This is a genomic window from Arthrobacter sp. UYEF20, assembly GCF_040546335.1.
Lineage (GTDB): Bacteria > Actinomycetota > Actinomycetes > Actinomycetales > Micrococcaceae > Arthrobacter.
The window spans coordinates 163,017-188,293 of sequence record NZ_JBEPNP010000001.1; the positions used below are offsets into that span (position 1 = coordinate 163,017).

Here is a 25,277-nt window from a genome sequence, read left to right on the forward strand (position 1 = left end):
CCCGCCGGGCTAGCCCGGCGAGCCGTCCTGCTGGTAGACGTCCGGGATGCCGTCATGGTCGGAGTCGATTTTCTCGTCTTCCTCGGCCTTCCGGTACTGCCGGTTCCGGGTCCGCAGCACCACTGCGGCCAGCAGCGCGGCCAGCAGGGACGCCGCGAGGATCCCCACCTTGCCGTGGTCGTCGTGGCTGCTGCCCTGGCCGAAGCTCAGCTCGGCGACCAGCAGCGACACCGTGAAGCCGATCCCGGCCAGGAGCGCGACTCCGAAGACGTCGATCCATTTGAACGAATCATCCAGCCGCGCCCGTGTGACCTTGGTGAGCAGCCAGGTGATTCCGAGGATGCCGGCCGGCTTGCCCAGAACGAGGGCAAGAATGATGCCGATGGCCACGGGATCCGTCAGCGCCGAACCGAGCCCTTCCCAGCCGCCCACCGCGACGCCGGCCGAGAAGAAGGCGAAGATCGGAACGGCCACTCCGGCGGAGATCGGCCGGAACCGGTGCTCGAAAACCTCCGCCAGGCCGGGTCCGGCGTCCGGTCCGCCGCTGGCCTTGGAACGGATCACCGGGATGGCGAATCCGAGCAGGACGCCAGCCACCGTGGCGTGGATGCCGGAGGCGTGAACCAACGCCCACGTGACCGCGCCGAGGGGCAGCAGGATCAGCCACGCGGCCATGGCGTGCATCCCGAAGAAGCGCCGGTACTTCTGCGCCAGGAAGGTGTAGATGCCCAGCGGGATCAGCGCCAGCAGCAGCGGCACCGGGTGCAGTTCACTCGTGTAGAACACCGCGATGATGCTGATCGCGAGCAGATCATCGACGACGGCGAGGGTCAGCAGGAAAATGCGCAGGGCACTCGGCAGGTGCGAGCCGATGATGGCCAGGACCGCGACGGCGAAGGCGATGTCGGTGGCCGTGGGAATGGCCCAGCCGCGGAGGGTCTCCGGGCTGGCGAGGTTGACCGCGGCGTAGATGAGCGCTGGGACAACCACTCCGCCGACTGCCGCGGCGACCGGAACGATTGACTTGTCCAGCTGCCGCAGGTCCCCTGCCACGAACTCCCGCTTCAGCTCGAGCCCGACCAGGAAAAAGAAGATGGCAAGCAGCCCGTCGGCGGCCCAGGCCCCGAGGCTCAGTTCCAGGTGCCAGGGCTCGTAGCCGAACTTAAAGTCCCGGAGGGCAAAGTAGCTCTCTGACGCCGGCGAGTTGGCCCAGATCAGGGCGATCACGGCTGCCGCCACCAGCAGGGCGCCGCCTACTGTTTCCTTGCGGAGGATCTCCCCGATCCGCAGGGATTCGGCGTAGCTGCCGCGGCCGAAGACGCTGGAACGCGGGGGCCGGGGGACGGGCGAAGGTGTGGTGCTCATGGGGGTGTCCTAAAAGTTGGGTCCACGGAACTATGCCGACCAGACTTCCCGGCGCACCTGCATCCAGTCTACGGGGTCAGGGCATGGTGCTGAACCGTTCGGCTTTCGCCTTGCTGCCCTGGACGATGACCTGGTCGTCGTCGTAGAGGACGGTCTGCGCCGTCGTGTGGCCCCACGTCCCGCCGGGGCGCTTGACTGCCACGATCGTGACGCCGTACTTCTCCCGGAGTCCGAGCACGCCGAGCGGCCGGTCGCGGACGCCGGCGGGCGGGCTGGTCCTGATCATCACGAAGTCGTCCTCGAACTCCACGTAGTCAAGGATCGAGCCGAGGACCAAGTGGGCGACGCGCTTTCCCATGTCATGTTCCGGGCGGATGACGTGTTCGACGCCGAGCTGGCCGAGGATTTCGGCATGGGGTTCGCTGATGGCCTTGGCCCAGATCTGCGGGCGGCGGAACTTCAGAATCCTCGACGTCGTGAGGATACTGGCCTCGAGGTCCGAGCCGATGCCCACCACCGCCCGGTCAAACTCGTGGACCGAGAGCTGGCGGAGCACTTCCTCCTTGGTGGAATCGGCCTTGACCACATGGGTCAGCCGGCCGTTGAAGGACTGCACAATCTCTTCGTTGGCGTCGATGCCCAGCACCTCGGTGCCCTGCGCCTCCAGCTCCAGCGCCAGCGAACCGCCGAAACGGCCCAGGCCGATGACCACCACGGAGGACGCCTTGGCGTTGGTGCCGGCGGGGCGTGTGGAGAAGATATTCCTAGCCAATGAGCGGCCTTTCCCTCGGGTATTCGTAGAGCATGGGGCGTTCACGGAGGGCCAGGGCGGCGCCCAGCGTGACCGGGCCCAGCCTCCCGACGAACATCAGCAGGATCAGGACGAGCTGACCGGCGGGAGGAATCCCGGCGGTGATCCCGGTGGACAGTCCAACGGTGGCGAACGCCGAGATGACCTCGAACAGGATCCGCTCCTGCCCGAAGTCCGTGATGACCATCAGGAACATCGTCGAGCCAATGACGAGGGCGATCGCCAGCAGGACCACGGTGATGGCCTGGCGGTGCACCGCCCGGGGCAACCGCTTGCCGAAGATGTTCACGGCCGTGCCACCCTGCAGCTCGGTGGAGAGGATGAAGAACAGCACGGCGAACGTGGTGATCTTCAGGCCGCCGGCGGTACCGGCCGGGCCGCCGCCGATGAACATCAGGATGTCCATCCCCAGCCAGGAGACGGGCTCCATCTGGCCGATATCGATGCTGTTGAAGCCTGCAGTCCGGGTAATGACGGACTGGAAGAAACCTGCCAGCACGCGCTCCGCAGGATGAAGGCCGCCGAGCGTCGCGGGGTTGGACCATTCGACGGCGGTGAGGAAGACGGTGCCGCCGGCCAGCAGGACGGCTGAACCCACCAGGACAAGTTTGGTGTTCATGCTCCAGTGGATCGGACGCCGGTACTGGCGGCCCAGTTCAAAGAGGACCGGGAACCCGAGCCCGCCGATGATCACGGCGGCGGCTACCGGCAGGCACACCCAGGCGTCGCCGACGAAACCCATCAGGTTGCCGGAGTACAGTGCGAACCCGGCGTTGTTGAAGGAGGAAACGGAGTGGAATACACCGTGCCACAGGGCCTCACCGAGCGGGTAGCCGTAGCCGGCCATGAACCGGGCCGTCAGGATGAGGGCCAAGCCGGCCTCGACTGCCAGGCTGATCAGAAGCACCCCGAGCAGCACCCGGCGGACGTCGCCCAAGCCGTCACTTTTGGTTTCGGCGGCTACTGAGAGCCTTGACCTGAGGCCGAGCCGGCGCGCGGTCAGCACCCCGAGCAGGGTGCCGAAGGACATCACGCCGAAGCCGCCGATCTGGATCAGCACCAGGATGACCACTTGGCCGAATCCGCTCCAGAAGACCGGAGTGTCAACGATAATAAGGCCTGTCACGCACACCGAGGAGGTGGCGGTGAACAATGCCTCCAGGAAAGTGGCGCCGCCTCCGCCGGCCTTGGCCACCGGAAGCAGCAGCAACCCGGTTCCCGCCGCGACAGCACCGGCGAAACCCAGCACGATCACCTGCGCCGGGTGGCGTGGCGCGAACGCTCTGATGAACTTTGTGAAACCCGCTGCCAGGGCGCGCAGGACTGCGGGAACTTCAAAGTGCATACGCGTCACGCTATCACTCGCTGAAGGCCGGAACGGCGCCCGCCGGGCCGTTCAGGCCAGCAGCAACTGCACCAGCTCGCGGCATTTCCGGTAGGCGGCCGCCTTCGGGTCGATCAGCGCGAAGTGGTCACCCGGAACCTTGAGGAGCTGGACGGGTGCACCCGCGGATTTCGCCGCTGCGGCATACGTCTCGGACTGGCTCATCGGGACCGTGTCGTCCTCGGTCCCGTGGACCGCGTAGACCGGGACGTTCAGGGGCACCGCACTCATCGGGTCCGCGTATTTATGCCGTTTGGGGTATTTTTCGGAGGAGCCGCCCAGCAGGTTGCTGACCGCGCCGTTGCTGAGGTTCAGCCGCTCGGCCGAGGCCAGGTTCAGCACCCCAGACTGGCTGACGACGCCGGTGAGCCGCACCGCGCCGTCGTCCCTGCGGAGCAGCTGGCGGTCCGCATCCGGGGCGCCGATCTGGCCGAGCCGGTCACGGCCGGCCGCCCAGACCGCCAGGTGCCCGCCGGCGGAGTGCCCCAGGGCGACAACCCTGTCCAGCCCGAGGCTGTGCTCGCCGGCGACCTCACGCAGTTTGTCGATCCCGGCCAGCACGTCGGAAAACGTGTGAGGCCAGCCACCGCCGTTGCCGGCACGGCGGTACTCCAGGTTCCAGGCCGCCATGCCGTGCGCCGCAAGGTCCCTGGCCAGCGGCTCACCGAGCTCGGCGCCGTACTGGGAACGCCAGTAACCGCCATGAATGACCACCACCAGCCCCTTGGGCGCGGCCACCTCCGGCAGGAAAAGCTCGCCCCACTGGCTCGGGTCATCGCCGTAGCTGTACTTGTGCCGCTTCACAGTGTCCTCCTTAGGGCCCGGTGAACAGGCGGCGGAGATTGCCCCCAACGTCACCGTCGCTGCGGCCGCGATGAAAGCCCGACGCCGCACATCAGCCATGTGCAAGAGCCTACCTTGGGCGTCACCCGGCACGGCGTAAGACGACGGCCTGCGGTGCGCGATGTTCGCGAGACGGCGGGGGTGTCACCTCCGCCGCCGTCGTACCTCCACCGTAAGCTGGACGCATGGCGAGCAACTGGGATCGGCTGGACCCGAGCCTGCGCGAATCCGTGCAGGAAAACGTGGAACTCTACGAGCGGCTCCGTCCTGCCCTGAAGCTGGTGACGCGCGAGGTCCTGCTCACGCTGCGGAGCATGCTCAAGGGCACCGAAGTGACGCCGCTGTTCGTCACAGGGCGCACCAAGACGGTGGAGTCCTTCCGCGAGAAGATCTCCCGCACCGAGGAGCCGCTGGAACCCGGCGGCCCCCCGGTGCTGAAATTCCCGGACCCGTTCCGGACGCTCAATGACATGGTGGGCATCCGCGTCATCACCAAGCTGCCGGCGGAAAACGCCGTGGTGGCCAACCTGATCAAGCGCCAGCGCCAGCTCTTTGACTGCCGCGGCGACCGCGAGAAGGACATCGGCTCGATCGAATCCGGGACCTACGGCTACTCGAGCCGGCACCTGATCCTGCGGACCATCCAGAACGAGGTGGTTAAGGAGTACCAGCAGGCCCTCAATCCTGAGGTCCAGCCGAACGGCAGCTACTTCTTCGAATGCCAGATCCGCACCGTGTTCGCGCACGCCTGGAGCGAGATCGAGCACGACATCCGCTTCAAGGCCGAGGATCCGCGCGCCTGGACCCCGCACTTCGACCGACAGTTCACCGCCACGGCCGCGATGCTGGAAACCGTGGAGGGCGCATTCTCGGACCTGCACGACCGCTACGAGGAGGTCCGCAGCTACTGGGACACGGACGGCGAGGGCGCCGCCCAGCTCACGCCGAACCGGATCCGGGACGTCTGGCGGACGCTGCTGCCGCACGTGGACCGGAAGGTCGACGACGACTGGGGCTGGGCCGCCGAACTCATGGCCGCCCACGGCCTCAACCAGACCGTCCAGCTCGCGGGGCTGCTCAGCGCCAACCGGATCACCGAGGTCCGCAAGGCCCTGGACCACCGCTACTCCCCCGGCCCGGACCGGCTGCTGGATGACCTGCTGCTCTGGCAGTACGGCACCAAGCACATCGACCTCACCGCAGAACCGGCCGACGCCGTCCCGCACCCCCGCCGGGACAGCCTGCTGCGGCGGCTCAAGCAGATCGAGCGGTACCGGCTGACGCAGGGGTAGCTGACCGGGAGCGGCTGAAGGCTGCCTCGAGACGAACCTGAACCTGGATCTTAATTCCCGTGAGGCCGCGGATGATCTCTACCTGTGTGCGTAGGTCAGGCAATCGGCGTTGTCGACGCCGGGGCCGACATGCACTTCGGGGGCCTTGCACATCAGATGGTCATTGTGGGTGCATTCGGAGCGCTGGCAGGCTCCGACGTCGGCCAGCACCTTGGGCAGGCCGCCGTGGACGCCGATATCGATGAAGGTGGCGCAGGAGGCATGATCTTCGGCGCCGCCGACTGTGATGGCGGCGGCATTACAGGCGGAATGGTCGTTGAAGGAACAGTTGGTTACGCTGCAGTCGGCTACGTGCGTCGTCATCGGAAGGTCCTCCGCGGTTTCGGCAGCCCGGGCTGGGCGGCTCCTTGCGTCCCACGGTAGGCCGCGCCATGGCAATCAAAAAGACCCAATCTTGTGACCTAATCTCTGGGTCTTTGTGGCAGTCGGCGCCGGCGCTACCGGAATTCCGGCCGCGCCAGGGATTTGGCGTGTCGTGAGCCAATGTGCCGGTCATTCCCCCGGGGCACGGAAGCGCGCGACGTAACTACGCTGCCAGGGCGTCTCCACTGCGCCCCGGCGGTAATGCTGCCGCACGAAAGCGACGGCCCCGGCGGGCGGGACACCGTCCAGGACGGCGATGCAGGCGAGGGCGGTGCCAGTCCGGCCGCGGCCGCCCCAGCAGGCGACCTCAACACGCTCGGTTTCGGCGCGGCGCCAGGCCTCCTTGAAGGCGTCCAGTGCGTCGAGGTCATCCGCGGGCAAACGCAGGTCCCGCCAGCGGACCCAGCGCGAGGCCCAGTCCACCGGCCGCGGACTTTTGCCCAGCAGGTAGAGTCCGAACTCGGGCCGTGGCCCCGCTGGAAACGGCGCCAGCAGGGCCCGGCCCCGGATGGTCCGCCCGGAGGGAAGACTGAGCACACCGGCCTGGCCCGGCTCCCACGTCTGCGTCATGATTCCGAGCGTAGCCGTTCCGTCCGCGGCATCGAAGGGGTGGGAACCGGGGCTGACTGCGCCTGAATTTCGCCGGGAGGCTCTGGCGGTAGCGGAACGTGCTCCTTAGAGTGTCCAAGGAACAGCCCTCCGCTGAAAGGAAGCCACGAATGTCATTCCAGGCGTACCTCGACACGATCGAGGACAAGACCGGCCTCACCCCCCGCCAGCTCCTCGAGATCGCCCAGCAGAAAGGCTTCGCTGACGCGTCCGTGAAGGCCGGCGCGATCCTCGACTGGCTGAGGGAGGACTACGGGCTGGGGCGCGGCCATGGCATGGCACTGGTCCATGTCATCAGCAAAGGACCCGGCATCGGCATGAAGCATGTGGGGGCCACCGGCGCGCACAGCGACGAGTCGGACGTGCTCTGGCTCGACGGCCAGGCGACGAAGCCCGCGAGCTAGAGGGAGCGGGCCGGACAGGGGCCGTTATTTGAGCCACGCCTCCACCGCCTGCGGGTGGGCCTCCACCCACTTCTGGGCAGCGGCTTCCGGCGTGCTGCCGGCCTGGATGTCCGTGGCCACCGAATTCTGGTCTTCGTTGGTCCAGGTGAAGGACTTCGCCAGCTTGGCCGCCGGTGAGCCACTGTCCGCGAACTTCTTCGAGATGATCTTGTTCAGCTTGTAATCAGGGTAGTCACACGCCACTTTCTCCGGATCCGCATCGCAGCCCACGGTCCATTTCGGCAGGTTGACTTTTACCAGGGGAACCTCGGCGAGGAACCACTGCGGATCGTAGAAATACCCCAGCATCGGCGTCTTGTTCTTCTCTGCCGTGCGGAATGACTGGATCAGCGCCGCCTCCGAACCGGAGAAGACCACCTTGTAGTCAAGACCGAGATTCTTGACCAAGGCCTCGTCATTGGTGACAAAGGCCGGATCGCCATCCAGGAGTTGGCCCTTGCCCCCTGATTCGGACGTTTTCAGGAGCGAGGCGTATTTGTTCAGGTTCTGGCTGTCCGTGATATCAGGGTACTTTTCTGCCATCCACGGCGGCACGTACCAGCCGATCTTTCCTGAGTTGCCTGTGGGCCCCGCGTCGACGGCGACAGCCTGCTCGGTGATGTACTGTTTCGCAAGATCGTCGTGGCCCCAGTTTTCCATGATCACGTCCACTTCGCCGGAACCGAAGCCTTGCCAGGAAATCTGTTCTGAAATGTCCTTTTGCACCACGGTGCAGCCGAGCTTGTTCTTCGCCACGTAGCTGTAAACGGCCGCGTTCGCCGTATATCCCACCCAGGCGTTGAGTGCCACGTTGACGGTTCCGCAGGGCGACTCCGTCGTGCCTGGGGCGGCCGCTGCCTGGTTGACCGTGGCACCGCCGCAACCGGCAAGCAGCAGGCCGGCCGCTATGGTCCCGGCAACCGTGGGAATAGTTCGTTTCAATAGCTGTCCGGCTCTGTTCATGGGTACATCTCCTTGTTCTGGTGCGGGTTTGGAGAGCGTGCGTTTCCTTCGGCCTGCTGCTTTTGGGCTTGAGGCGTTTATGGTGCGGGTGATGCGGATGTGGGGATCCTGCGTACGGGAATGGCGGCGGCAGCCTGTGTCATGCGGTCCAGCAGGATGCCCAGGAAAACGATGGCCAGGCCGGCCGCGAGCCCCTTGCCGAAGAGCGAACTCTGGACGAATCCCGCGACGACGTCGTAACCCAGGCCGCCGGCCCCTACCAGGGCGCCCACCACCACCATGGCGAGGACGTAGATCAGGCCCTGGTTGGCGGCCAGTGCAAGCGACTGCCGGGCCATGGGCAGCTGCACTTTGGTGATGACCTGCCACGGCGTCGAGCCGCTGGCCACTGCGGCCTCCACCACGGTGGGGGAGATTCCGGCAATTCCGTCTGCCGTGATCTTGATGGCCACCGGTGCCGCATAGATGATGCCGGCGACGATTGCCGTGAACCGGGTGGCTCCGAAAAGCCCCAGGAACGGGACGAGGTAGACAAAGGCCGGCATGGTCTGGGCGGCGTCAAGCATGGGCCGCATGAACTGGTCAATCCTGTTGGACCGGCCCATCGCCACGCCGAACACGACGCCCAGGACCATCACCACCATCGTGGCCACCAGCGTGCCGGCGAGCGTGACCATGGCGTCGCTCCACAGCCCGAGGAAGATGATCACGGCCAGGCAGAATGTGGTCAGGGTGGCGAGTTTCCAGCCTCCGATCGCATAGGCGGCCAGGGCGATGACGGCCACCAGGACAAAGAACGGGGTCTCGGCCAGCAGCGACTGGAACGGATTGAGGATGCCGGTGGTCACCGCTTCCCGGAAAGACACGGTAAACAGCGACAGATGGGTCTGCAGCCATTCGCTGGCGGCCGTCACTCCGCTGACAATGGCCGGTCCGATGTTCAGGTCCTTCGGGAAAGCGGCGGCCCAGAGCATGGTCCGGGACAGCTGCACGAGCACCACCACGAGCACCAGCGTGACGGCAAGGAGCACCAGCCGGATGCGGCGCGGCATCTTGCCGCGCTGCCGTGCCCCCGGCTCCGCCCGCTGGCTGGCCGCCGTCGTCACCCGGTCCAGCACAATGGCGAGCAGGACGATGGACAGTCCCGCGTTGACCGCGGTGCCGACGTCGAGCGACTGCAGGGCCCGGACCACCACCTGGCCGAGCCCCGGAGCCGCAATGAGGGCCGCAATGGTGACCATTGACAGGGCGGCCATCGTGGTCTGGTTGATGCCCATCACGATGGTGCGCCGGGCCATCGGCAGCTGGAGCGTGACAAGCCGCTGCAGGCCCGTGGTGCCCAGCGAGTCCGACGCCTCCCGCGTATCGGCCGGAATGGACCGGATCCCGTGCGCCGTCAGCCGGATCACCGGCGGCGCCGCGTAGATCACGGTGGCGATCACGGCGGAAGCGGGGCCGATCAGGAAGATCAGGGCCAACGGAGCCAGATACACGAACGTCGGGAGCGTCTGCATGAAGTCGAGCACGGGCGTGACCGCCTTCGCCGCGTGTCCGTTGACTCCCGCCATCACACCCACGGGGATGCCGATCAGGAGGGTCAGCAGCACCGCCGTGATGACCAGGGCGAAGGTGTACGAGGCTTCGACGAAGAGCCCCTGCAGGCCGAAGAAGATGAACACGGCCGCCGTCAGCAGGGCCACCCGGGCGTTTCCGACGGCATAGGCGATCCAGCTCAGCAGTCCCACGGTTCCCAGCCAGCCGATTTCAGGAAGGCGCAGGCCGGTGGCGCTGGCCGCGAAAATCGTGATGAACACGTTCGCGACCGCGTCGACGGCGGCCCGGAGGGGGGAAAGTACGAACAGGAAGACGGGGTTGCCGCTCCGGTTTGCCGCAACCCAGGCGTTGAACTGGTTAAGGGAGCGGTGCAGGTCGGTCAGCTCCGACGCCGGCAGCCTCAAGGTGCCGGTGCCGTGCAGGATCAGGAAGCCCAGGAGCCAGAGGACCCCTGCGCCCACCAGCAGCATGGCGCGCCGGCTGGGCCTGCGGCGGGGTTCACGGGCGGGGACGCCGCCGGCCTGTACCGGGGCCCTGTCACGGACGAGGGTGGACATTAGGCCGCCACTTCCGGGCTGCGGAGCACCGAGAGGATGCTGTCGCGGTCGATCTGGCCGGTGATCTTGCCGGCGTGCTCCACCAGGACGGGGCAGGAGGACTTCATCACGGTGGGAATGGCGTCCCGGATGATGGTGCCGGCGCTGAGGACAGGGGCATCGGCAGGAGTGCCGGGTTCCACCGGCCGGGTAATCCATTTCAGCGTCAGAACGTCTGCGCGGGGGACTTCGGAGACAAAATCCTCGATGTACTGGTCCGCCGGGGACCCCACGAGCTCGTCGCCGGTGCCGCACTGGACGGTCTCGCCGTTGCGCATGATCAGGATGCGGTCGCCCAGCTTCAAGGCCTCGGAGAGGTCGTGGGTGACAAACACCATGGTCTTGCCCATGTCCTTGTGCAGGCGGATGATCTCTGCCTGCATGTCCCGGCGGATGAGAGGATCCAGGGCGGAGAACGGTTCGTCGAACAGGATGGTGTCCGGGTCGCCAGCCAGGGCGCGGCCCAGGCCGACCCGCTGCTGCATGCCGCCGGACAACTGGTCCGGAAAGTGCTGCTCGTATCCCTTCAGGCCCACCAGTTCGATGATTTCCCGGGACCGGGCGTGGCGCTCATTCTTCGCTGCGCCGCGGATCTGCAGGCCGTAGGAGACGTTGTCCAGGACGGTGCGGTGCGGGAGGAGGCCGAAGTGCTGGAACACCATGGACATCTTCCGCCGGCGTAGTTCGCGAAGCTCCGCGGTCCCGGCCTGCAGCACGTCTTTGCCGTCCACCAGAACCTGCCCGGAGGTCGGTTCGATCAGCCGGGTCAGGCAGCGGATCAGGGTGGACTTCCCGGAGCCGGAAAGTCCCATGACCACAAACACCTCGCCCTTGGCGACGTCGAAACTCAGGTTGCGGACGGCGGTCACGCAGCCCGTGCGTTCCAGCAGTTCCACGGAATTGAGGGCTGAGAGTTCTGGATTGCCGGGTATCTTGTCGCCACCGGGCCCAAAGACCTTCCAAAGGTTGCGCACTGAGATGTCGGGACTGTTCATTGCTGCACTCCTGCCTCTGAAGGCTCGAACCAGTGGCTGGGCTTGGGGTCGATGTTCTGCCAGATGTGTTTGGTTTCGCGGTACTCGGCCAGGCCCTGCAGGCCCAGTTCGCGGCCGTTGCCGGACTGGCCGAAGCCGCCCCACTCAGCCTGCGGCACATAGGGGTGGTAATCGTTGATCCACACCGTTCCGTGCCGCATTCCGCCGGCAACACGCTGGGCCTTGGAGGCATCGGAGGTCCATACCGCGCCGGCGAGGCCGTACACCGTATCGTTGGCGAGCCGGACGGCGTCGTGCTCCGTGCTGAAGGTTTCCACCGTGAGCACGGGCCCGAACGACTCCTCCTGCACCACCTGCATTCCGCTGCGGCACCCGTCCAGGATGGTGGGCGGGTAGTAGCTGCCCCCGGCCAGCGGCCCGGCGTCGGGGATGAAGCCACCGCAAAGCAGCGTGGCGCCTTCGGCGATGCCGGCCTGAACGTAGGCATGGACTTTGTCGCGGTGCGCGGCGGAGATCAGCGGCCCCGTTTCGGCCCGTTCGTCGAAAGGCCCGCCGAGCCGGATGGTCTGTGCCCGCCGGACCAGCTCCGCCACCACCTCATCGTGCGCCGACTCCTCGACCAGGAGCCGGGTTCCCGCCGAGCAGACCTGGCCGGAGTGCAGGAAGACGGCCGTCAGGGCGTTGTCGATCGCCGCTTCCCGGCCGGCATCGGCAAAAATGATGTTCGGGTTCTTTCCGCCGAGCTCCAATGCCACCCGCTTCACGGTGGAAGCGGCAGCTTTCATGATGGACTTTCCGGTGGGGAGCCCGCCGGTGAAGGAGACGAGGTCCACCCGGGGGTCAACGCTTAGGACCGACCCGACGGCGGGTCCGGTGCCCGTCACGAGGTTGGCCACGCCGTCGGGCAGTCCCGCCTCGCGGAGCGTATCCATGAGCAGGATGGAGGTTGAGGGCGTCAGCTCGCTCGGTTTCAGGACGAAGGTGTTGCCGGCCAGAAGCGCGGGTGCCACCTTCCAGGAGGCCTGCAGGAGCGGGTAGTTCCACGGGGTGATGAGGCCGCAGACGCCCACCGGGGCGTAGACCACCCGGCTGATGGTGCCCGGGACGCCGGTATCGATGACCCGTCCGGCATCCGTTCCCGCGATGCCGCCGTAGTACCGGAAGCAGGCGGCGACATCGTCGATATCGTACTCGGCCTCCACGTAGCGTTTGCCGGTGTCGAGGGCTTCCGCCCTCGCATAGGCGGCCTTGTCCCGTTCCAGCAGTTCCGCGGTGCGGAGCAGGACCCTGCCCCGCTCCTTTTCGCTGGTTCCCGGCCACACGCCGTCGTCGAATGCCGTGCGGGCGCTGGCGACGGCCGCCTCGGCATCCGCGGCGGTGCATTCGGCCACCTCGGCCACAGTCCTTCCGTCCGCGGGGCAGATAATGGCCCTGGTGTTGCCGTCAACCGGCGGGGTCCAGCGGCCGTTGACGTACGCGCCGCGGACCGTTGCGTTGACCGTTTCGGAGAGCTGCACGGCGTTCATGCGCGGCCCACGCTGGTAGCGGGCCCGGCCGCCGCTAACGGTTCCCCTCCAGGGTCCGGTATAGGGTCCGGGATCCCGACGCCGGCCCCCGGCTGGGCTGTCCGGTGCCGGTAGAACCCGGCTTCTTCCGCCGGCATCGGCTCCCGGCCGAGGATAAGGTCGGCGGCCTTTTCGGCCAGCATCATGACCGGGGCGTAGATGTTGCCGTTGGTCACGTACGGCATGGCCGAGGCATCGGCCACCCGCAGGCCGGAGGTGCCGTGGACTTTCATGGTGAGCGGGTCAACCACGGCCAGGGGGTCCGAGGCCGGTCCCATCTTCGCCGTGCAGGAGGGGTGCAGGGCGGTTTCGGCGTCCTTTGCCACCCAGTCCAGGATCTCCGCATCCGTCTGCACGGACGCGCCCGGTGAGAGTTCGCCTCCGCTGTACGGAGCCAGGGCCGGCTGGCCGAGGATGTCCCGGGTGACGCGGATGGCTTCGACCCATTCACGCTTGTCCTGCTCCGTGGACAGGTAGTTGAACTGCAGGGACGGGTGCACCGACGGATCGGTGGACGTGATCTTCAGGCTTCCCCGGGCGTCCGAATACATGGGGCCGACATGGACCTGGTAGCCGTGCTTGGCATCGGCCCTCTGTCCGTCATACCGCACGGCCACCGGAAGGAAGTGGAACATCAGATTGGGGTAGGAGACGTCCTCGTTGGAGCGGACGAACCCTCCGCCCTCGAAATGGTTTGTGGCGGCCGGACCCGTCCTGCCAAGGAGCCACTGCAGGCCGGTCAGCGGATAGCGCCAGAGGCTGAGGTACGGCTGCATGGAGACCGGCTGGGTGCAGGCATGCTGGACGTAGACTTCCAGGTGGTCCTGCAGGTTTTCGCCCACGCCGGGAAGGTCCACCACGGGCTGGATTCCCAGTGACTTGAGGTGTTTCGCCTCGCCCACGCCGGAGAGCTGCAGGAGCTGGGGGGTGTTGATCGCGCCGCCGCACAGGACCACTTCCCTGGCGTCCACGCTGCGGAGCCGGCCGTTCCGGCGGTAGCTGACCCCGGTGGCCACGGTGCCGGTGAAGTTGATCCGGGTCACCTGCGCCCGGGTGCGGACGGTCAGGTTGGGCCGGCCCCGGTTCGGCCGGAGGTAGGCGCGTGATGCCGAGAGCCGCCGGCCCTTGTGGACGTTGCGGTCAAAGGGGCCGAACCCTTCCTGCCTGTACCCGTTGACGTCGTCGGTCCTGGCGTGCCCGGCTTCCTGGGCCGCAGCGAAGAAGGCCCGGAACAGGGGGTTGCGGGCCGGGCCGCGCTCCAGCACCAGGGGCCCGGCGTGGCCGCGCAGCTCGTCGGCCGGGTCCGCGGCGAGGGCGGTTTCCATGCGCTTGAAGTACGGCAGGCAGTGCGCGAAATCCCAGGCTTCCATCCCGGGATCGGCACCCCACCGTTCGTAGTCCAGCGGGTTGCCGCGCTGGAAGATCATGCCGTTGATGGAGCTGGAGCCGCCCAGCACCTTCCCGCGGGCGTGGGCGATCCGGCGTCCGTGCATGTGCGGTTCGGGGTCGGAGCGGTACTGCCAGTCGTAAAACCGGTTGCCGCTGGGGAACGTCAGGGCCGCGGGCATCTGGATGAACAGGTCCCAGGGGTAGTCGCTCCGGCCCGCTTCCAGCACCAGCACGGTGTGCGTCCCGTCGGCGCTGAGCCTGTCGGCAAGCACGGATCCGGCGCTTCCCCCGCCGACAATCACGTAGTCGTAGCTCTCGTTGGTCATGGTGTACATCTCCTTGGGCGTGGTCTCGGGATTCGTTGAAGAGCCTGGATGGAAACGGTTCAGCCGCGCAGGCGCTCCATCCCGGGATCAACCAGGGGCTCTGCAGTCACGGTGGCCGCGATGCGGGTCCCGAAGTATTCGATTTCGACGGCGTCGCCCTCGGCGGTGTGGGCCGGCAGCCAGGCATAGGCGATCGGCTTGCCCACCGTGTAGCCGTAGGCGGCGCTGGTGACGTAGCCGGCGGGTTCGCCGTTGAAGTACACGGGTTCCTTGCCCAGCACCACCGAGGTGCCGTCGTCGACTGTCAGGCAGCGCAGCTGCTTGGTGGTCGGCTGCCCGCGGCGGGCGGCAAGGGCCTCGGAGCCCACGAACGATTCCTTGTTCTTGCCGATCGAGAAGCCAAGGCCGGCCTGGTACGGCTCGTGCTCGGGGGTCATGTCCGTGCCCCAGAGGCGGTAGCCCTTTTCCAGGCGCAGGCTGTTGAAGGCCCCGCGGCCGGCGGCAATGATGCCCTGTTCCTGGCCTGCGGCGAACAGGAGGTCCCAGAGCTTGAGCCCGTAGTCGGCGGACGTGTACAGCTCCCAGCCGAGTTCGCCCACGTAGGACAGGCGCATGGCGGTGACGGGGATGCCGCCGATCCGGACCTGCTTGGTGCGGAAGTACTTGAGGCCGTCGTTGCTGAAATCATCGGTGCTGACCTTCGCGATGACTTCCCGGGCCAGCGGGCCCCAGAGCCCGATGCAGCAGGTGGCGCCGGTGATGTCGCGGACCTGGACCCACTGGCTGACATCCTGGGACGTCTGCGTCCGGGCCTCCCGGGTGAGGTAGTCGACGTCGATGTTGCCGTTGGCGCCCACCTGGAAGGTGGTTTCATCCAGCCGCGCAATGGTGATGTCGCTGCGTACCCCGCCGTCGCCCGCGAGCAGCAGGCAGTAGGTGACTGCGCCCGGTTTCTTGTCGATCTGGCCCGCGCTCAGGCGCTGGAGCAGTGCCAGCGCGCCGGGGCCCGAAACCTCCAGCCGCTTCAGCGCCGTCATGTCATAGAGCGCGACGCCGGTGCGCGTCTTCCACGCTTCCGCTGCGGAAATGGGCGAGTGGAACATGTTGGCCCAGGGCTCGCGTTCCGGGGCCCGCCATTCGTCCGGCAGCTCGGCGAGGAGCGCGCGGTTGGCTTCGAACCAGTGCGGACGCTCCCAGCCGCCGGCCTCCAGGAAGAACGCGCCAAGTTCCCGCTGCCGGCAATTGAACGGGCTGACCCGCAGCTCCCGCGGTGATTGCCGCGGCTGCAGCGGGTGCAGGATGTCGTAGATTTCCACGAAGTTCTGCTGGGAGGTTTCGCTGACGTAGCTCTCGGAGGTCTGCACCTTCTCGAAGCGGGAAACCTCGCATTCGTGCAGCGGCGTCCGGGACTGGCCCTCGACGAGCAGCTCTGCCACGGCCTTCGCCACGCCTGCCGAGTGGGTCACCCAGACGGCTTCGGCGACGTAGAAGCCCTCGACGTCGGGGGACTCGCCGATCAGCGGGCCGCCGTCGGGGGTGAAGGAGAAGATGCCGTTGAAGCCGTCGGCGATTTCCGCCCCGCGCAGGGCCGGGAGCAGCTGCCTGCTGTCCTCCCAGCAGGGCAGGAAGTCTGCTTCGGTGAACTCCAGCCGTGACGGCATGCGGTGCTCGGACATCTGCCCGGCGGTGACTTCCGGGAGCGTGTCCAGCGCCACGGGCATGGGCCGGTGGGCATAGGAGCCGATGCCCACCCTGTCGCCGTGCTCACGGAAGTACAGGTCCTTGTCCTGGTGCCGGAGGATGGGCAGCCTGGCTCCATTGGCCGGGTCCAGGGGGTTGGTGCCCAGATTGGTGCCCCTGAGTTCGGGCACTGCGGTGGTCTTCACATACTGGTGCGCGAGGGGCAGGAGCGGCACGGCCATTCCTGCCATGGCGCCGATCTTCGGCCCCCAGAACCCGGCACAGGACACCACGATGTCCGCCGGGATCACGCCGTCGGGCGTCTGGACCCCGGTGACCCGTCCGCCGGACTGCTCGACGCCGGTGACGGCCGTCGACCCGAGGAACGTCACGCCCGCGGCCGTCGCCTTGCGGATGAGCAGCTGGACTGCGCGGGCTGCCGAGGCCAGGCCGTCGGAGGGAACATGCAGTCCGCCGAGCACCATGCCCTGGTCCAGCAGCGGATAGTGCTTGGAACACTCGTCGGGATCGATGAGGCGGCCTTCGATCCCCCAGGAGGTGGCGTAGCCCAGTTTGCGCTTGAGGTCTTGCAGCCGTGCAGGGGTGGTGGCGATCTCCAGCCCGCCCACCTGGTTGAAGCAGGAGACGCCTTCATCGCTGAGGGCCAGGAGCTTGTTGACCGTGTAGGTGGCGAATTCGGCCATCGTCTTGGACGGGTTGGTCTGGAACACCAGGCCGGGCGCGTGCGACGTGGAGCCGCCGGCCAGGTGCAGCGGACCCTGTTCGACCACTGTCACATCGGTCCAACCACGGGTGGACAGTTCGTCCGCCAGGTTTGCACCGACAATGCCGGCACCGATGATAACGACGCGGGGTGTAGCCCTCATACGGAAGCTCCTGTTCTTGACATACGGCATACTGCAGGGCGCGGCTGTGGCGCCAGATGTGGCGGGGGTCTAGCGGAAGACGACGGTCCTTGAACCGTTCAGGAGCACCCGGTGCTGGCAGTGCCACTTCACTGCCCGCGAGAGCGCGATGGCCTCGGCGTCCCGGCCGGTGGTGACCAGGGAATCCGGATCCGCGCTGTGGTCCACGCGGAAGACTTCCTGCTCGATGATGGGGCCTTCGTCCAGCTCGACGGTGACGTAGTGCGCGGTGGCCCCCACCAGCTTGACCCCCCGGTCGTAGGCCTGATGGTAGGGCTTGGCGCCCTTGAACCCCGGGAGGAAGGAGTGGTGGATGTTGATGGCCCGGCCGAGGAGTGCCCCGGACAGTTCGTCGGTAAGGATCTGCATGTAGCGGGCCAGTACGACGAGGTCTGCCTGGTACTCGTCCACGAGGCTGAGCAATGTGGCTTCGGCCTCCGGCTTGGTGGCCGCCGTAACGGGGACATGGATGAACGGCAGGCCTGCTGCTTCCGCCATGTAGCGCAGGTCTTCATGATTGGAGACGACGGCGACGAGGTCCGCGCCGAGGCTCCCCGCCTTCCACCGGAAAATCAGGTCGTTGAGGCAGTGGCCGAATTTTGAGACCATGACCAGTACCCGCTGCGGCCGGTCGTCATGGAAGCGGAATGTCATCCCGAATTCGTCGGCGACCGCGGCGAAGTCAGCGGCGAGGGAAGCTGCCGTGCTGTTGGTTGCGTCGTCGCCGATGCTGCCGGAAGAGGGATCGGGCGAGCGGGCGAAGCCCGCCGGGCCGGGGGCGGGGATGGCTGAGAGAGTTCCCGTGAAGGCGGTGCGCAGGAACAGCGTGTTGCTCACATGGTCATCAAATTGCTGGTGCTCCGCGATGTCGAAACCCCGCACAGCCAGGAAGCTGGAGACGGCGTGGACGATTCCGCGGCGCTCGGGACAGGCCACTGTCAGGACGAACGGCGTCGCCTGCCGCCCGGGTGCTGCCGTGGCCTGCGCCGCCGGGATGTGCACCGGCGGGACTGCGAACTCCTGGAGCTCATTCTCCCGGAGCTCATTGCTCAGTTGTAGCGTCAAGGTCTTCCCCTCTTTGCCTGGATTGGAGTTTGGTTTAGTGCTGCGAAGGCCCTAGGCGTGTCCGTCAACCGTGAGGCCGGGAGGAAGGTTGGGAGCGTCCTCGGACTCCTGGACCATGATCTGGCCGTCCACCACCGTTACCGTGTGGACGCGGACGGGGAGTTTTGCCGGAGGGGCGTCCACGGCCCCGGTCCGCAGGTTGAATCTGGAGGCGTGCAGTGGGCATTCGACCTCGCACCCTTCCACCCAGCCGTCTGCCAGTGAGGCGTCCTGATGGGTGCACGTGTCGTCGAGTGCAAAGAGTTCGCCGTCTTCGGTGTGAAAAACGGCGATGGGCGGGGATGTGTCGAGCCGGAGTGCTTCTCCGGGAGCCAGTGCGCTGAGTGGGCATGCGTTGTGCATTGAATGAACCTCTTTTTTCACTGGTGACGGGCCTCCCCCGCTGGAGGGGTTGTGCCATCATCAACGGCAATCACAATACGCAACAGAGTGATCTATGCCACTCGCTCTTGTCAAGGGTCCGGGCTTAACTGCGCGGGGCTATTGACACTGGCGAGTGGCGTAAGTCACGCTGTCTCCCAGAAGACGGTTTGTTGCGCTATACGCAATTGGTTGCAACTTATGTAACGGGAAGGCGGCCATGAGGACTTTGGCAATCGTGGGGGCATCACTCGCCGGAATATCGGCCGCCCGGGCAGCCCGGGCGCAGGGCTTCAACGGGAGGCTGGTCATCATCGGTGAAGAGCCACATCGGCCGTATGACAGGCCGCCGCTGTCCAAGGATTTCCTGGCAGGCAAACTCCACGGCGATCACCTGTTCCTGGAAGCCCCCGGGATAGGGCCCGACGCCGAACCGTTGCAGGCCGAATGGATCCTCAGCGCCAAGGCCGTGCGGCTGGATGCGGAGTCCCGGACCGTCTTCCTCAGCGACGGCCGGGCCATCCCGGCCGACGGCGTCGTGATCGCCACCGGGGCCCGCGCCCGGACCCTGCCCGAACTCGCCGGACTGGACAATGTCTTCACGCTCCGGACTCTGCAGGATGCGCAGGACCTGGCACCCGAGCTGTTGCCCGGCGGCCGCCTGGTGATCGTGGGGGCCGGGTTCATCGGCGCGGAGGTGGCCTCCACCGCGCGCGCTCTCGGAATGGAGGTCACCGTGATCTGCTCCTCCTCGGTCCCTTTGGCCGGCCCCCTCGGAGCCGAAATGGGTGCGGTCATGGCCAGGCTCCATGGCCTTAACGGGGTGGAGCTGGTGTGTGACGCGAGCATTGACTCCTACTACAGCGGTGAGGGAAACGTCACCGGAGTGCGGCTTGCCGACGGGCGCTACCTGCCCGCCGACGTCGTACTGGTGGCAATCGGAGCCGCACCCAACACCGGCTGGCTGGCAGGCTCCGGCCTGCAGCTCGGCGACGGCGTACTGTGCGACGGGATGGGCCGGACCGGCGTACCGGGAGTGGTCGCCGTGGGTGACTGCGCCGCATGGTGGGACGGGCGGTCCGCCCGGCATCACCGCGTGGAACATTGGAGTGCCGCCGCCGAGCGGCCCGCGCTGGCCGTGGCTGCCCTCCTCGACCCGGAGGCCCCGCAGCGCCCCGTGAGCCTGCCGTATTTCTGGTCCGACCAATACAACGTCAAACTTCAGTTCGCCGGGCACGCCCGGGACGCGGACCGCGTGGCCATCGAGGCCGGCGATCCCGCGGAACACAGCTTCCTGGCTGTCTACTACCGCGGCGCTGATCCCGTGGCTGTGCTGGGCGCCAACCAGCCGCGGCTCTTCACCCGGTGGCGCCGCCAGCTCAACGCCGCAGCCAGCCTGGCACCCGCTTGAAAAACTGACACACCACTTGCGTGATTACCCGAATGACCACCCCGACGTCCGTCACCGCAGAGGAGCATTAATGACCACCGAAGTAACCTCGCCGAGTCTCATCCCCACCCTGCCGGGCCACACCTACGTAAGCGAGGAAATCTTCCGCGCGGAACAGGAGCGCATCTTTGAACAGATGTGGTTCTGCGCCGTGCGTACCGCCGACCTCGAAAAGCCCGGATCCTTCAAGACCGTGCAGGTGGGCCGTGAGAGCGTGCTCATCAACCGCACCAGAAAGGGCGAGGTCCGGGCATTCTACAACATCTGCCGGCACCGCGGCGTCAAGCTCTGCATGGAGGAATCCGGCGAGGCCAACCGCTCCTTCCAGTGCCCGTACCACGCCTGGACGTACGACCTCGAGGGAAAGCTGATCGCGGCTCCCAACCTGACGAAAATGCCCGACATCGACCGGAACGAATACGGACTGGTGAAGGTCCATGTCCGTGAATACCTCGGGTATGTCTGGGTGTGCCTGGCTGATGAGCCGCCGTCCTTTGAAACGGACGTGATGGGCGCCATTGCGGAACGGCTCGGCGACCTGCGCGCGGTGGATGACTACGACATCGCCAACCTGAGCCTGGGCCGGCGCATCAAGTATGACGTCAAGGCCAACTGGAAACTCATCATCGAGAACTTCATGGAGTGCTACCACTGCGCCACCATCCACCCCGAACTGACGGAGGTGCTGCCGGAGTTCGCGGACGGCCTGGCCGCGCAGTACTTCGTGGGCCACGGCGCCGAATTCGGCGACGACATCAAGGGCTTCACCATTGACGGCTCCGAGGGACTGGACCGGATCCCGGGGGTGGGCGACGATCAGGACCGCCGCTACTACGCCGTCACCATCAAACCCACGGTTTTCGTGAACCTCGTGCCGGACCACGTGATCATCCACCGGATGTTCCCGATGGCAGCGGACCGGACCATTGTTGAATGCGACTGGCTGTACCTGCCCAGCGTGGTGGAAAGCGGCAAGGACATCAGTGCCTCGGTTGAACTGTTCCACCGTGTCAATGAGCAGGACTTCGATGCCTGCGAACGTTGCCAGCCGGCCATGGGATCGAAGATCTATGCCAAGGGCGGGGTGCTGGTGCCCAGCGAGCACCATATCCAAGCCTTCCATCGGTGGGTGACGGAAAAAATCGGCGGCGCCGGAACGGCCTAAGCGTCGATGTAGCCCATCTTCGCGCTGATGGAATGCCCGGCCTGCTTGAGCTCATCAATCAGGCCGGGTATCCGCTCCGGATCGAAACGGAACGCCGGTCCGGAAATGCTCACCGAACCAACCACCGCACCGCGGTGGTTCCGCACCGGAACGGCGACGGCGTTCAGGCCCGGTTCCAGTTCCTCATACACCGTGGCGTAACCCGCGTCCGCGATGCCGGCAAGCTGCTTTTCCAGTTCGTCCCGGGAGGTGATGGTCCGTTGGGTATAGGGTTCCAGTCCGGCTTCGGCCAGGACGCGGTTGCGCGCCTCGGCGGCCAGGGCGGCAAGCAGCACCTTCCCGCTGGAGGTGGCATGCAGCGGAGTCAGTCCGCCGATCCAGTCCTGGGTGGCAAGGGTGGACGGGCCCATGGCCTGGTCCACGTTCACCGCGTAGTGGGAGCGCAGCACCGCAAGGTTCACGGTTTCGCCGAACTTTTCCACGAGATCCTCCAGCTCCGGCCTGGCTTCCTTGACCACGCTCAGCCGGGCCGGGATGGCGCTGGCCAGCCGCAGGATGTTGAAACCCAGCTGGTATTTTCCGCGATCGCTGTTCTGCTGCACCATGCCCCGGGCGTCCAGGGCGCTGAGCAGGCGGGACGCCGTGGACTTGTGGACCCCCATTTCCTCCGCGATCTCGCTGACGCCTGCATCGCCGGTGCGCGCCAGGATTTCCAGGACCGTGATAGCGCGGTCCACGGACTGCACGCCGCCATGCTGCGCGCCGGATTCGGGGTCAAGCGGGGAGAAGTCGTCGGCCATCATAGAAGCCATAGTCTCAAACGAGGTCAAGGGCCGCAGGGACCCCGCCGTCGGGGCAGCGTGCCGCACTTCGTGCCGACGGCATCCGTCCGCCGGGCGTTCGGGCCTCCCCCGCCGGGCGCGGCTGCTCGTCCAAAAATCTGACATATTCCTCCGCCGGCCGGTCATGAACTGGGTACGGCGCGGCCGCAGTGTCATCATACTTGGATGCTTGAGGCAACCAAATCCCCCCAGTCCGCCCCCGAGACCAGCGCTGGCGCGGCCCCGGCCAATCCCACTCTCGCCGCCGAGGCCAAGGTCGCCCGCATCGCGGTCACCGTCTTCCCGCTGCTGGTGGTCGCCGCCGGCGTCGCCGGATACCTGCTGCCGGGGGCCTTCAAGCCCCTCGGCCCCAGCGTGCCGTACCTGCTCGGCATCATCATGTTCTGCATGGGCCTGACCCTGACGCCGCCCGACTTCGCCTCCGTCGCCAAGCGCCCCTGGGCCGTGGTCCTGGGCATCGTGGCGCACTACGTCATCATGCCCGGCGCCGGCTGGCTGATCGCCGTCGCCCTGAACCTGCAGCCGGAACTGGCTGTGGGCCTGATCCTGGTCGGCTGCGCCCCGTCCGGCACCGCCTCCAATGTGATGGCGTTCCTGGCCAAGGGCGACGTCGCCCTCTCGGTGGCCGTCGCTTCCGTGTCCACCCTGATTGCCCCGATTGTGACGCCGCTGCTGGTGCTGTTCCTGGCCGGGTCCTACCTGCAGATCGACGCCGACGCCATGGTGCTGGACATCGTCAAGACCGTCCTTCTGCCGGTGATCGCCGGTCTGCTGGCCCGCCTGTTCCTCAAGAAGCTCGTGGCCAGGGTGCTGCCGGCCCTTCCCTGGGCCTCCGCCGTCGTGATTTCACTGATCGTGGCGATCGTGGTCGCCGGGAGCGCCAGCAAGATCGTCGCCGCCGGCGGGATCGTGTTCCTCGCCGTGGTGCTGCACAACGGCTTCGGGCTGGGCCTGGGTTACCTCGCCGGCAAGCTGGGGCGCCTGGATGACAAGGCCCGCCGGGCGCTGGCCTTCGAGGTCGGCATGCAGAACTCGGGCCTGGCCGCGACACTGGCCACCGCGCACTTCAGCCCGCTGACCGCGCTGCCGTCAGCGGTGTTCTCGTTGTGGCACAACATCTCCGGCGCGATCGTGGCGGCCTGGCTGGCGCGGCGTCCGCTGGAGGACGCCTAGGGTTTTTGCCCTTGACCGTGGTCCGGCTGGCGAAAATTGAACACCTCCCAGTCTCCGAACATCCGTTCGGCAGCAGCGCTCAGTCGCGGAAGCGTTTGCGGCGACTCCGTTCGCCGACGTAGCGTCGGCCAGAAGAACGACGTAGCGTCGGCCAGATGAACGGTGAAAGAAAGCCCATGTCGGAGTCGAACGGCCGAGCGAAGAGAAACGGGGGCACGGCATTCTTACCGATCGGGATCGTTTTCCTTGCCGTTGCGATCGCAATGATATTTCTGGGCACCACGGCCTGGATTGCGTTCTTCACTATGGGCATCACGTTCCTCATCCTCGGGACGCAGAATCCCGCCGGCAAAGATGAGCGTCCACCCAGCGAGACCTCGCAGGGCTGACCTCGACCGGCATCATCCCGCCGAATGTGTCCCTGTTTCTGGAGAATGGGACATGCTTCAGACTCCGGCAAGGACCACCAGGCCCATGGAAGGGGATTGACAGCTGTGGTTGCCACCATGGACTTCTTGATTGGGGCAGTGGCAGTGCTTGGTGTGCCGGCCGGTTTGGCGGGCATTTGGTACTGGTCCTGGCGAAGGGATCGACGCAAGGGCATTGGGCGCAGAGGTAGCGGAGAGCTGCTCGGAATCGCCGATGAAATCTTCCGCATGAGCTCCCAGCGCCCGCGCCGTCTCCTGGAGATCCCCCAGCTTCAACTCCTTGATGAGGCAGCGAATCGTCTACTGACCTGTCCCATTACCAAGGAGCCGAGTCGGCCAAGCCGGTCCGCACATGAGGTGACCTTGACGGTCTCGTCAGCTCATGCCGTCGGAGTGCGGGCTTCCTCTGGTTCAGGGGCGGCTTGCACAGCAATATGAGGAGCTTTGAGTTCCAGCCGTTGTCCCCAGATGGTGCCGGTCAGCACGAGCACCACACCGACAATGCCGATAGGGCCCAGGACGTCGCCAGCGAGCGTGACACCGATGACCGCAGCCCAGACAGGCTCGGTTCCGAGCACGAGGCTCACCCTGGTCGGGGAGGTCTTGCGTACCGCCCACATCTGAATGAAGAACGGGAACAGCGTGCACACGATCACGAGATAGGCCATTTGCAGTGCCGCGGACCCGTCCATGCTTCCGGCATAGCTCGTGATCGGGGTGCCCCAGAGGCTCGACATGATCAGAAACACCAGCCCGCACGTGGCCATCTGCACGAAGGTCAGATTCAGTGAATCCACGCTGCGTCCTGCCGAGAGCCGGTGCATCCCCGTTACATGAAAAGCCCGGGCAACGGCGGCCAGCAGGATCAGCAAGTCCCCCAAGCCGAAGGAGGCAGACGCGCCACCCGTGGCGAGGAAGTAGACGCCGGCAACCGCGATCACCGCAGCCAGGTAAAACAGCCGGCTCAGCTTCCGCTTGCCGACAACGGTCTCCAGCACAGGGGTCATCACAATGGTCAGGCTGATGATGAGCCCGGCGTTGGTGGCGCTGGTCGCCGCAATGCCGAAGGTTTCGAAGGTAAAGACCGTCGACAACAGCAGACCCAGAATCCCGCCGATCACTACCTCAGTCTTCTTCAACCGATTTCGCATCGCCAGGAGAATCAGGCCAAGAGCTAGGGCGGTCAACACCATTCGGACGCCAAGAACCGCCAGCACCGTGTCCGGGCTGACCAGTTCCTTGGCCACCCAATAAGTTGAACCCCAAGCCACAGCAACGGCGAGAAGCAACCCATCGACGATCGAGGTCTGCCGTGCCGTGGCCCGGGAGGGGCCCATATCAGACACTACTCAGCCCACGTTAGGGATTTATCGGTACCCGCAAGGTGGCTTGCAGCTCCGTCATCCAGAGGCAGAGCGAGGATACGAAAAGTATTCTGGAACGGAATCATGATCCAAGGAAACTATGAATGTCTCATTCAACCAAAAGGCCTGGACTGAAGACCATCCTGGGGCAGCGGAGTTGTGCAGACGACTTCGAAAAATGACACACGGGGCAAAGCCCCTGACAC

22 protein-coding genes are annotated in these 25,277 nt (G+C 66.2%); 5 read left to right on the top strand and 17 right to left on the bottom strand.

The window, feature by feature from the left end; translation table 11 throughout:
- Nucleotides 1-9 precede the first annotated feature (9 nt).
- The 4 genes from nhaA to ABIB26_RS00810 form a co-directional block, all read right to left on the bottom strand.
- Nucleotides 10-1,365, bottom strand: a complete 1,356-nt coding sequence (nhaA, locus tag ABIB26_RS00795) for a Na+/H+ antiporter NhaA (RefSeq protein WP_354238675.1) — start codon at nucleotides 1,363-1,365, stop codon at nucleotides 10-12.
- Nucleotides 1,366-1,441: 76 nt separating this feature from the next.
- Nucleotides 1,442-2,137, bottom strand: coding sequence for a potassium channel family protein (locus tag ABIB26_RS00800; RefSeq protein ID WP_354238677.1), 696 nt, complete (start codon nucleotides 2,135-2,137; stop codon nucleotides 1,442-1,444).
- Entirely contained in the window at nucleotides 2,130-3,521 is a 1,392-nt protein-coding gene (locus ABIB26_RS00805; RefSeq protein WP_354238679.1) for a TrkH family potassium uptake protein, read from the bottom strand. Before ABIB26_RS00805 ends, ABIB26_RS00800 begins: the two co-directional genes overlap by 8 nt.
- Before the next feature lie 51 nt (nucleotides 3,522-3,572).
- Nucleotides 3,573-4,364 carry an alpha/beta hydrolase gene (locus ABIB26_RS00810; RefSeq protein ID WP_354238681.1) on the bottom strand — a complete coding sequence of 264 codons (792 nt, stop codon included), beginning with the start codon at nucleotides 4,362-4,364 and terminating at the stop codon, nucleotides 3,573-3,575.
- 224 nt (nucleotides 4,365-4,588) lie between these two features.
- Between ABIB26_RS00810 and ABIB26_RS00815 the strand changes: the two genes are divergently transcribed.
- Nucleotides 4,589-5,695, top strand: a complete 1,107-nt coding sequence (locus ABIB26_RS00815) for a GTP pyrophosphokinase (protein WP_354238683.1) — start codon at nucleotides 4,589-4,591, stop codon at nucleotides 5,693-5,695.
- A gap of 78 nt (nucleotides 5,696-5,773) precedes the next feature.
- On the opposite strand, the gene ABIB26_RS00820 is transcribed toward ABIB26_RS00815, so the two are convergent.
- Together ABIB26_RS00820 and ABIB26_RS00825 are read right to left on the bottom strand one after the other, a co-directional pair.
- A complete protein-coding gene (locus tag ABIB26_RS00820) occupies nucleotides 5,774-6,058 on the bottom strand; it encodes a DUF1540 domain-containing protein (RefSeq protein WP_354238685.1) in 285 nt (94 codons plus the stop codon).
- A gap of 189 nt (nucleotides 6,059-6,247) precedes the next feature.
- Entirely contained in the window at nucleotides 6,248-6,688 is a 441-nt protein-coding gene (locus tag ABIB26_RS00825; protein WP_354238687.1) for a protein-tyrosine phosphatase family protein, read from the bottom strand.
- Between the two features lie 149 nt (nucleotides 6,689-6,837).
- On the opposite strand from ABIB26_RS00825, the gene ABIB26_RS00830 reads away from it, so the two are divergent.
- The gene (locus ABIB26_RS00830; protein WP_354238689.1) at nucleotides 6,838-7,131 is read left to right on the top strand and encodes a DUF4287 domain-containing protein; all 294 of its coding nucleotides are present in this window, start codon (nucleotides 6,838-6,840) and stop codon (nucleotides 7,129-7,131) included.
- A gap of 24 nt (nucleotides 7,132-7,155) precedes the next feature.
- Here ABIB26_RS00830 and ABIB26_RS00835 read toward each other — a convergent pair whose 3' ends face one another.
- From ABIB26_RS00835 to ABIB26_RS00870, 8 genes are all read right to left on the bottom strand, one after another.
- Nucleotides 7,156-8,133, bottom strand: coding sequence for an ABC transporter substrate-binding protein (locus ABIB26_RS00835; RefSeq protein WP_354238691.1), 978 nt, complete (start codon nucleotides 8,131-8,133; stop codon nucleotides 7,156-7,158).
- A 77-nt stretch (nucleotides 8,134-8,210) separates the two neighbouring features.
- Nucleotides 8,211-10,244, bottom strand: a complete 2,034-nt coding sequence (locus ABIB26_RS00840; protein WP_354238693.1) for an ABC transporter permease — start codon at nucleotides 10,242-10,244, stop codon at nucleotides 8,211-8,213.
- Nucleotides 10,244-11,278 carry a quaternary amine ABC transporter ATP-binding protein gene (locus tag ABIB26_RS00845; protein WP_354238695.1) on the bottom strand — a complete coding sequence of 345 codons (1,035 nt, stop codon included), beginning with the start codon at nucleotides 11,276-11,278 and terminating at the stop codon, nucleotides 10,244-10,246. Before ABIB26_RS00845 ends, ABIB26_RS00840 begins: the two co-directional genes overlap by 1 nt.
- Nucleotides 11,275-12,804, bottom strand: coding sequence for an aldehyde dehydrogenase family protein (locus tag ABIB26_RS00850; RefSeq protein ID WP_354238697.1), 1,530 nt, complete (start codon nucleotides 12,802-12,804; stop codon nucleotides 11,275-11,277). Before ABIB26_RS00850 ends, ABIB26_RS00845 begins: the two co-directional genes overlap by 4 nt.
- Entirely contained in the window at nucleotides 12,801-14,558 is a 1,758-nt protein-coding gene (betA, locus tag ABIB26_RS00855; RefSeq protein ID WP_354238698.1) for a choline dehydrogenase, read from the bottom strand. The genes ABIB26_RS00850 and betA overlap by 4 nt, the downstream gene beginning before the upstream one ends.
- Nucleotides 14,559-14,617: 59 nt before the next feature.
- Complete coding sequence (locus tag ABIB26_RS00860) at nucleotides 14,618-17,125, bottom strand: GcvT family protein (protein ID WP_354238700.1); 2,508 nt, start codon at nucleotides 17,123-17,125, stop codon at nucleotides 14,618-14,620.
- Between the two features lie 69 nt (nucleotides 17,126-17,194).
- On the bottom strand, nucleotides 17,195-18,166 hold the full coding sequence (gene purU / locus ABIB26_RS00865; RefSeq protein WP_354239271.1) for a formyltetrahydrofolate deformylase: 972 nt from the start codon (nucleotides 18,164-18,166) through the stop codon (nucleotides 17,195-17,197).
- Between the two features lie 114 nt (nucleotides 18,167-18,280).
- Nucleotides 18,281-18,631: a bifunctional 3-phenylpropionate/cinnamic acid dioxygenase ferredoxin subunit gene (locus ABIB26_RS00870; protein WP_354238702.1), complete on the bottom strand. Its 351-nt coding sequence runs from the start codon at nucleotides 18,629-18,631 to the stop codon at nucleotides 18,281-18,283.
- Nucleotides 18,632-18,869: 238 nt separating this feature from the next.
- Between ABIB26_RS00870 and ABIB26_RS00875 the strand changes: the two genes are divergently transcribed.
- Together ABIB26_RS00875 and ABIB26_RS00880 are read left to right on the top strand one after the other, a co-directional pair.
- A complete protein-coding gene (locus ABIB26_RS00875; protein WP_354238704.1) occupies nucleotides 18,870-20,060 on the top strand; it encodes an NAD(P)/FAD-dependent oxidoreductase in 1,191 nt (396 codons plus the stop codon).
- A 70-nt stretch (nucleotides 20,061-20,130) separates the two neighbouring features.
- On the top strand, nucleotides 20,131-21,264 hold the full coding sequence (locus ABIB26_RS00880) for an aromatic ring-hydroxylating oxygenase subunit alpha (protein WP_354238706.1): 1,134 nt from the start codon (nucleotides 20,131-20,133) through the stop codon (nucleotides 21,262-21,264).
- Here ABIB26_RS00880 and ABIB26_RS00885 read toward each other — a convergent pair.
- Nucleotides 21,261-22,076 (bottom strand): IclR family transcriptional regulator, encoded by an 816-nt coding sequence (locus ABIB26_RS00885; RefSeq protein ID WP_354238708.1) that lies wholly within the window; start codon nucleotides 22,074-22,076, stop codon nucleotides 21,261-21,263. The genes ABIB26_RS00880 and ABIB26_RS00885 overlap by 4 nt on opposite strands.
- Nucleotides 22,077-22,271: 195 nt before the next feature.
- Between ABIB26_RS00885 and ABIB26_RS00890 the strand changes: the two genes are divergently transcribed.
- Nucleotides 22,272-23,279 (top strand): bile acid:sodium symporter family protein, encoded by a 1,008-nt coding sequence (locus ABIB26_RS00890; RefSeq protein WP_354238710.1) that lies wholly within the window; start codon nucleotides 22,272-22,274, stop codon nucleotides 23,277-23,279.
- Between the two features lie 79 nt (nucleotides 23,280-23,358).
- Here the strand turns inward: ABIB26_RS00890 and ABIB26_RS00895 are convergent, their stop codons facing one another.
- Both ABIB26_RS00895 and ABIB26_RS00900 read right to left on the bottom strand, forming a co-directional pair.
- Nucleotides 23,359-23,595, bottom strand: coding sequence for a hypothetical protein (locus ABIB26_RS00895; protein ID WP_354238712.1), 237 nt, complete (start codon nucleotides 23,593-23,595; stop codon nucleotides 23,359-23,361).
- A 492-nt stretch (nucleotides 23,596-24,087) separates the two neighbouring features.
- Nucleotides 24,088-25,044, bottom strand: coding sequence for a DMT family transporter (locus tag ABIB26_RS00900; RefSeq protein WP_354238714.1), 957 nt, complete (start codon nucleotides 25,042-25,044; stop codon nucleotides 24,088-24,090).
- Between the last annotated feature and the right edge of the window lie 233 nt (nucleotides 25,045-25,277).

Coding starts and splice junctions, on each gene's coding strand:
- ABIB26_RS00820 (WP_354238685.1), bottom strand. CDS start 6,058: ATGACGACGCACGTAGCCGACTGCAGCGTAACCAACTGTTCCTTCAAC.
- ABIB26_RS00805 (WP_354238679.1), bottom strand. CDS start 3,521: ATGCACTTTGAAGTTCCCGCAGTCCTGCGCGCCCTGGCAGCGGGTTTC.
- betA (WP_354238698.1), bottom strand. CDS start 14,558: ATGACCAACGAGAGCTACGACTACGTGATTGTCGGCGGGGGAAGCGCC.
- ABIB26_RS00875 (WP_354238704.1), top strand. CDS start 18,870: ATGAGGACTTTGGCAATCGTGGGGGCATCACTCGCCGGAATATCGGCC.
- ABIB26_RS00835 (WP_354238691.1), bottom strand. CDS start 8,133: ATGAACAGAGCCGGACAGCTATTGAAACGAACTATTCCCACGGTTGCC.
- ABIB26_RS00885 (WP_354238708.1), bottom strand. CDS start 22,076: ATGGCTTCTATGATGGCCGACGACTTCTCCCCGCTTGACCCCGAATCC.
- ABIB26_RS00870 (WP_354238702.1), bottom strand. CDS start 18,631: ATGCACAACGCATGCCCACTCAGCGCACTGGCTCCCGGAGAAGCACTC.
- ABIB26_RS00900 (WP_354238714.1), bottom strand. CDS start 25,044: ATGGGCCCCTCCCGGGCCACGGCACGGCAGACCTCGATCGTCGATGGG.
- ABIB26_RS00815 (WP_354238683.1), top strand. CDS start 4,589: ATGGCGAGCAACTGGGATCGGCTGGACCCGAGCCTGCGCGAATCCGTG.
- ABIB26_RS00890 (WP_354238710.1), top strand. CDS start 22,272: ATGCTTGAGGCAACCAAATCCCCCCAGTCCGCCCCCGAGACCAGCGCT.
- ABIB26_RS00860 (WP_354238700.1), bottom strand. CDS start 17,125: ATGAGGGCTACACCCCGCGTCGTTATCATCGGTGCCGGCATTGTCGGT.
- ABIB26_RS00845 (WP_354238695.1), bottom strand. CDS start 11,278: ATGAACAGTCCCGACATCTCAGTGCGCAACCTTTGGAAGGTCTTTGGG.
- ABIB26_RS00850 (WP_354238697.1), bottom strand. CDS start 12,804: ATGAACGCCGTGCAGCTCTCCGAAACGGTCAACGCAACGGTCCGCGGC.
- ABIB26_RS00880 (WP_354238706.1), top strand. CDS start 20,131: ATGACCACCGAAGTAACCTCGCCGAGTCTCATCCCCACCCTGCCGGGC.
- ABIB26_RS00840 (WP_354238693.1), bottom strand. CDS start 10,244: ATGTCCACCCTCGTCCGTGACAGGGCCCCGGTACAGGCCGGCGGCGTC.
- nhaA (WP_354238675.1), bottom strand. CDS start 1,365: ATGAGCACCACACCTTCGCCCGTCCCCCGGCCCCCGCGTTCCAGCGTC.
- ABIB26_RS00830 (WP_354238689.1), top strand. CDS start 6,838: ATGTCATTCCAGGCGTACCTCGACACGATCGAGGACAAGACCGGCCTC.
- ABIB26_RS00825 (WP_354238687.1), bottom strand. CDS start 6,688: ATGACGCAGACGTGGGAGCCGGGCCAGGCCGGTGTGCTCAGTCTTCCC.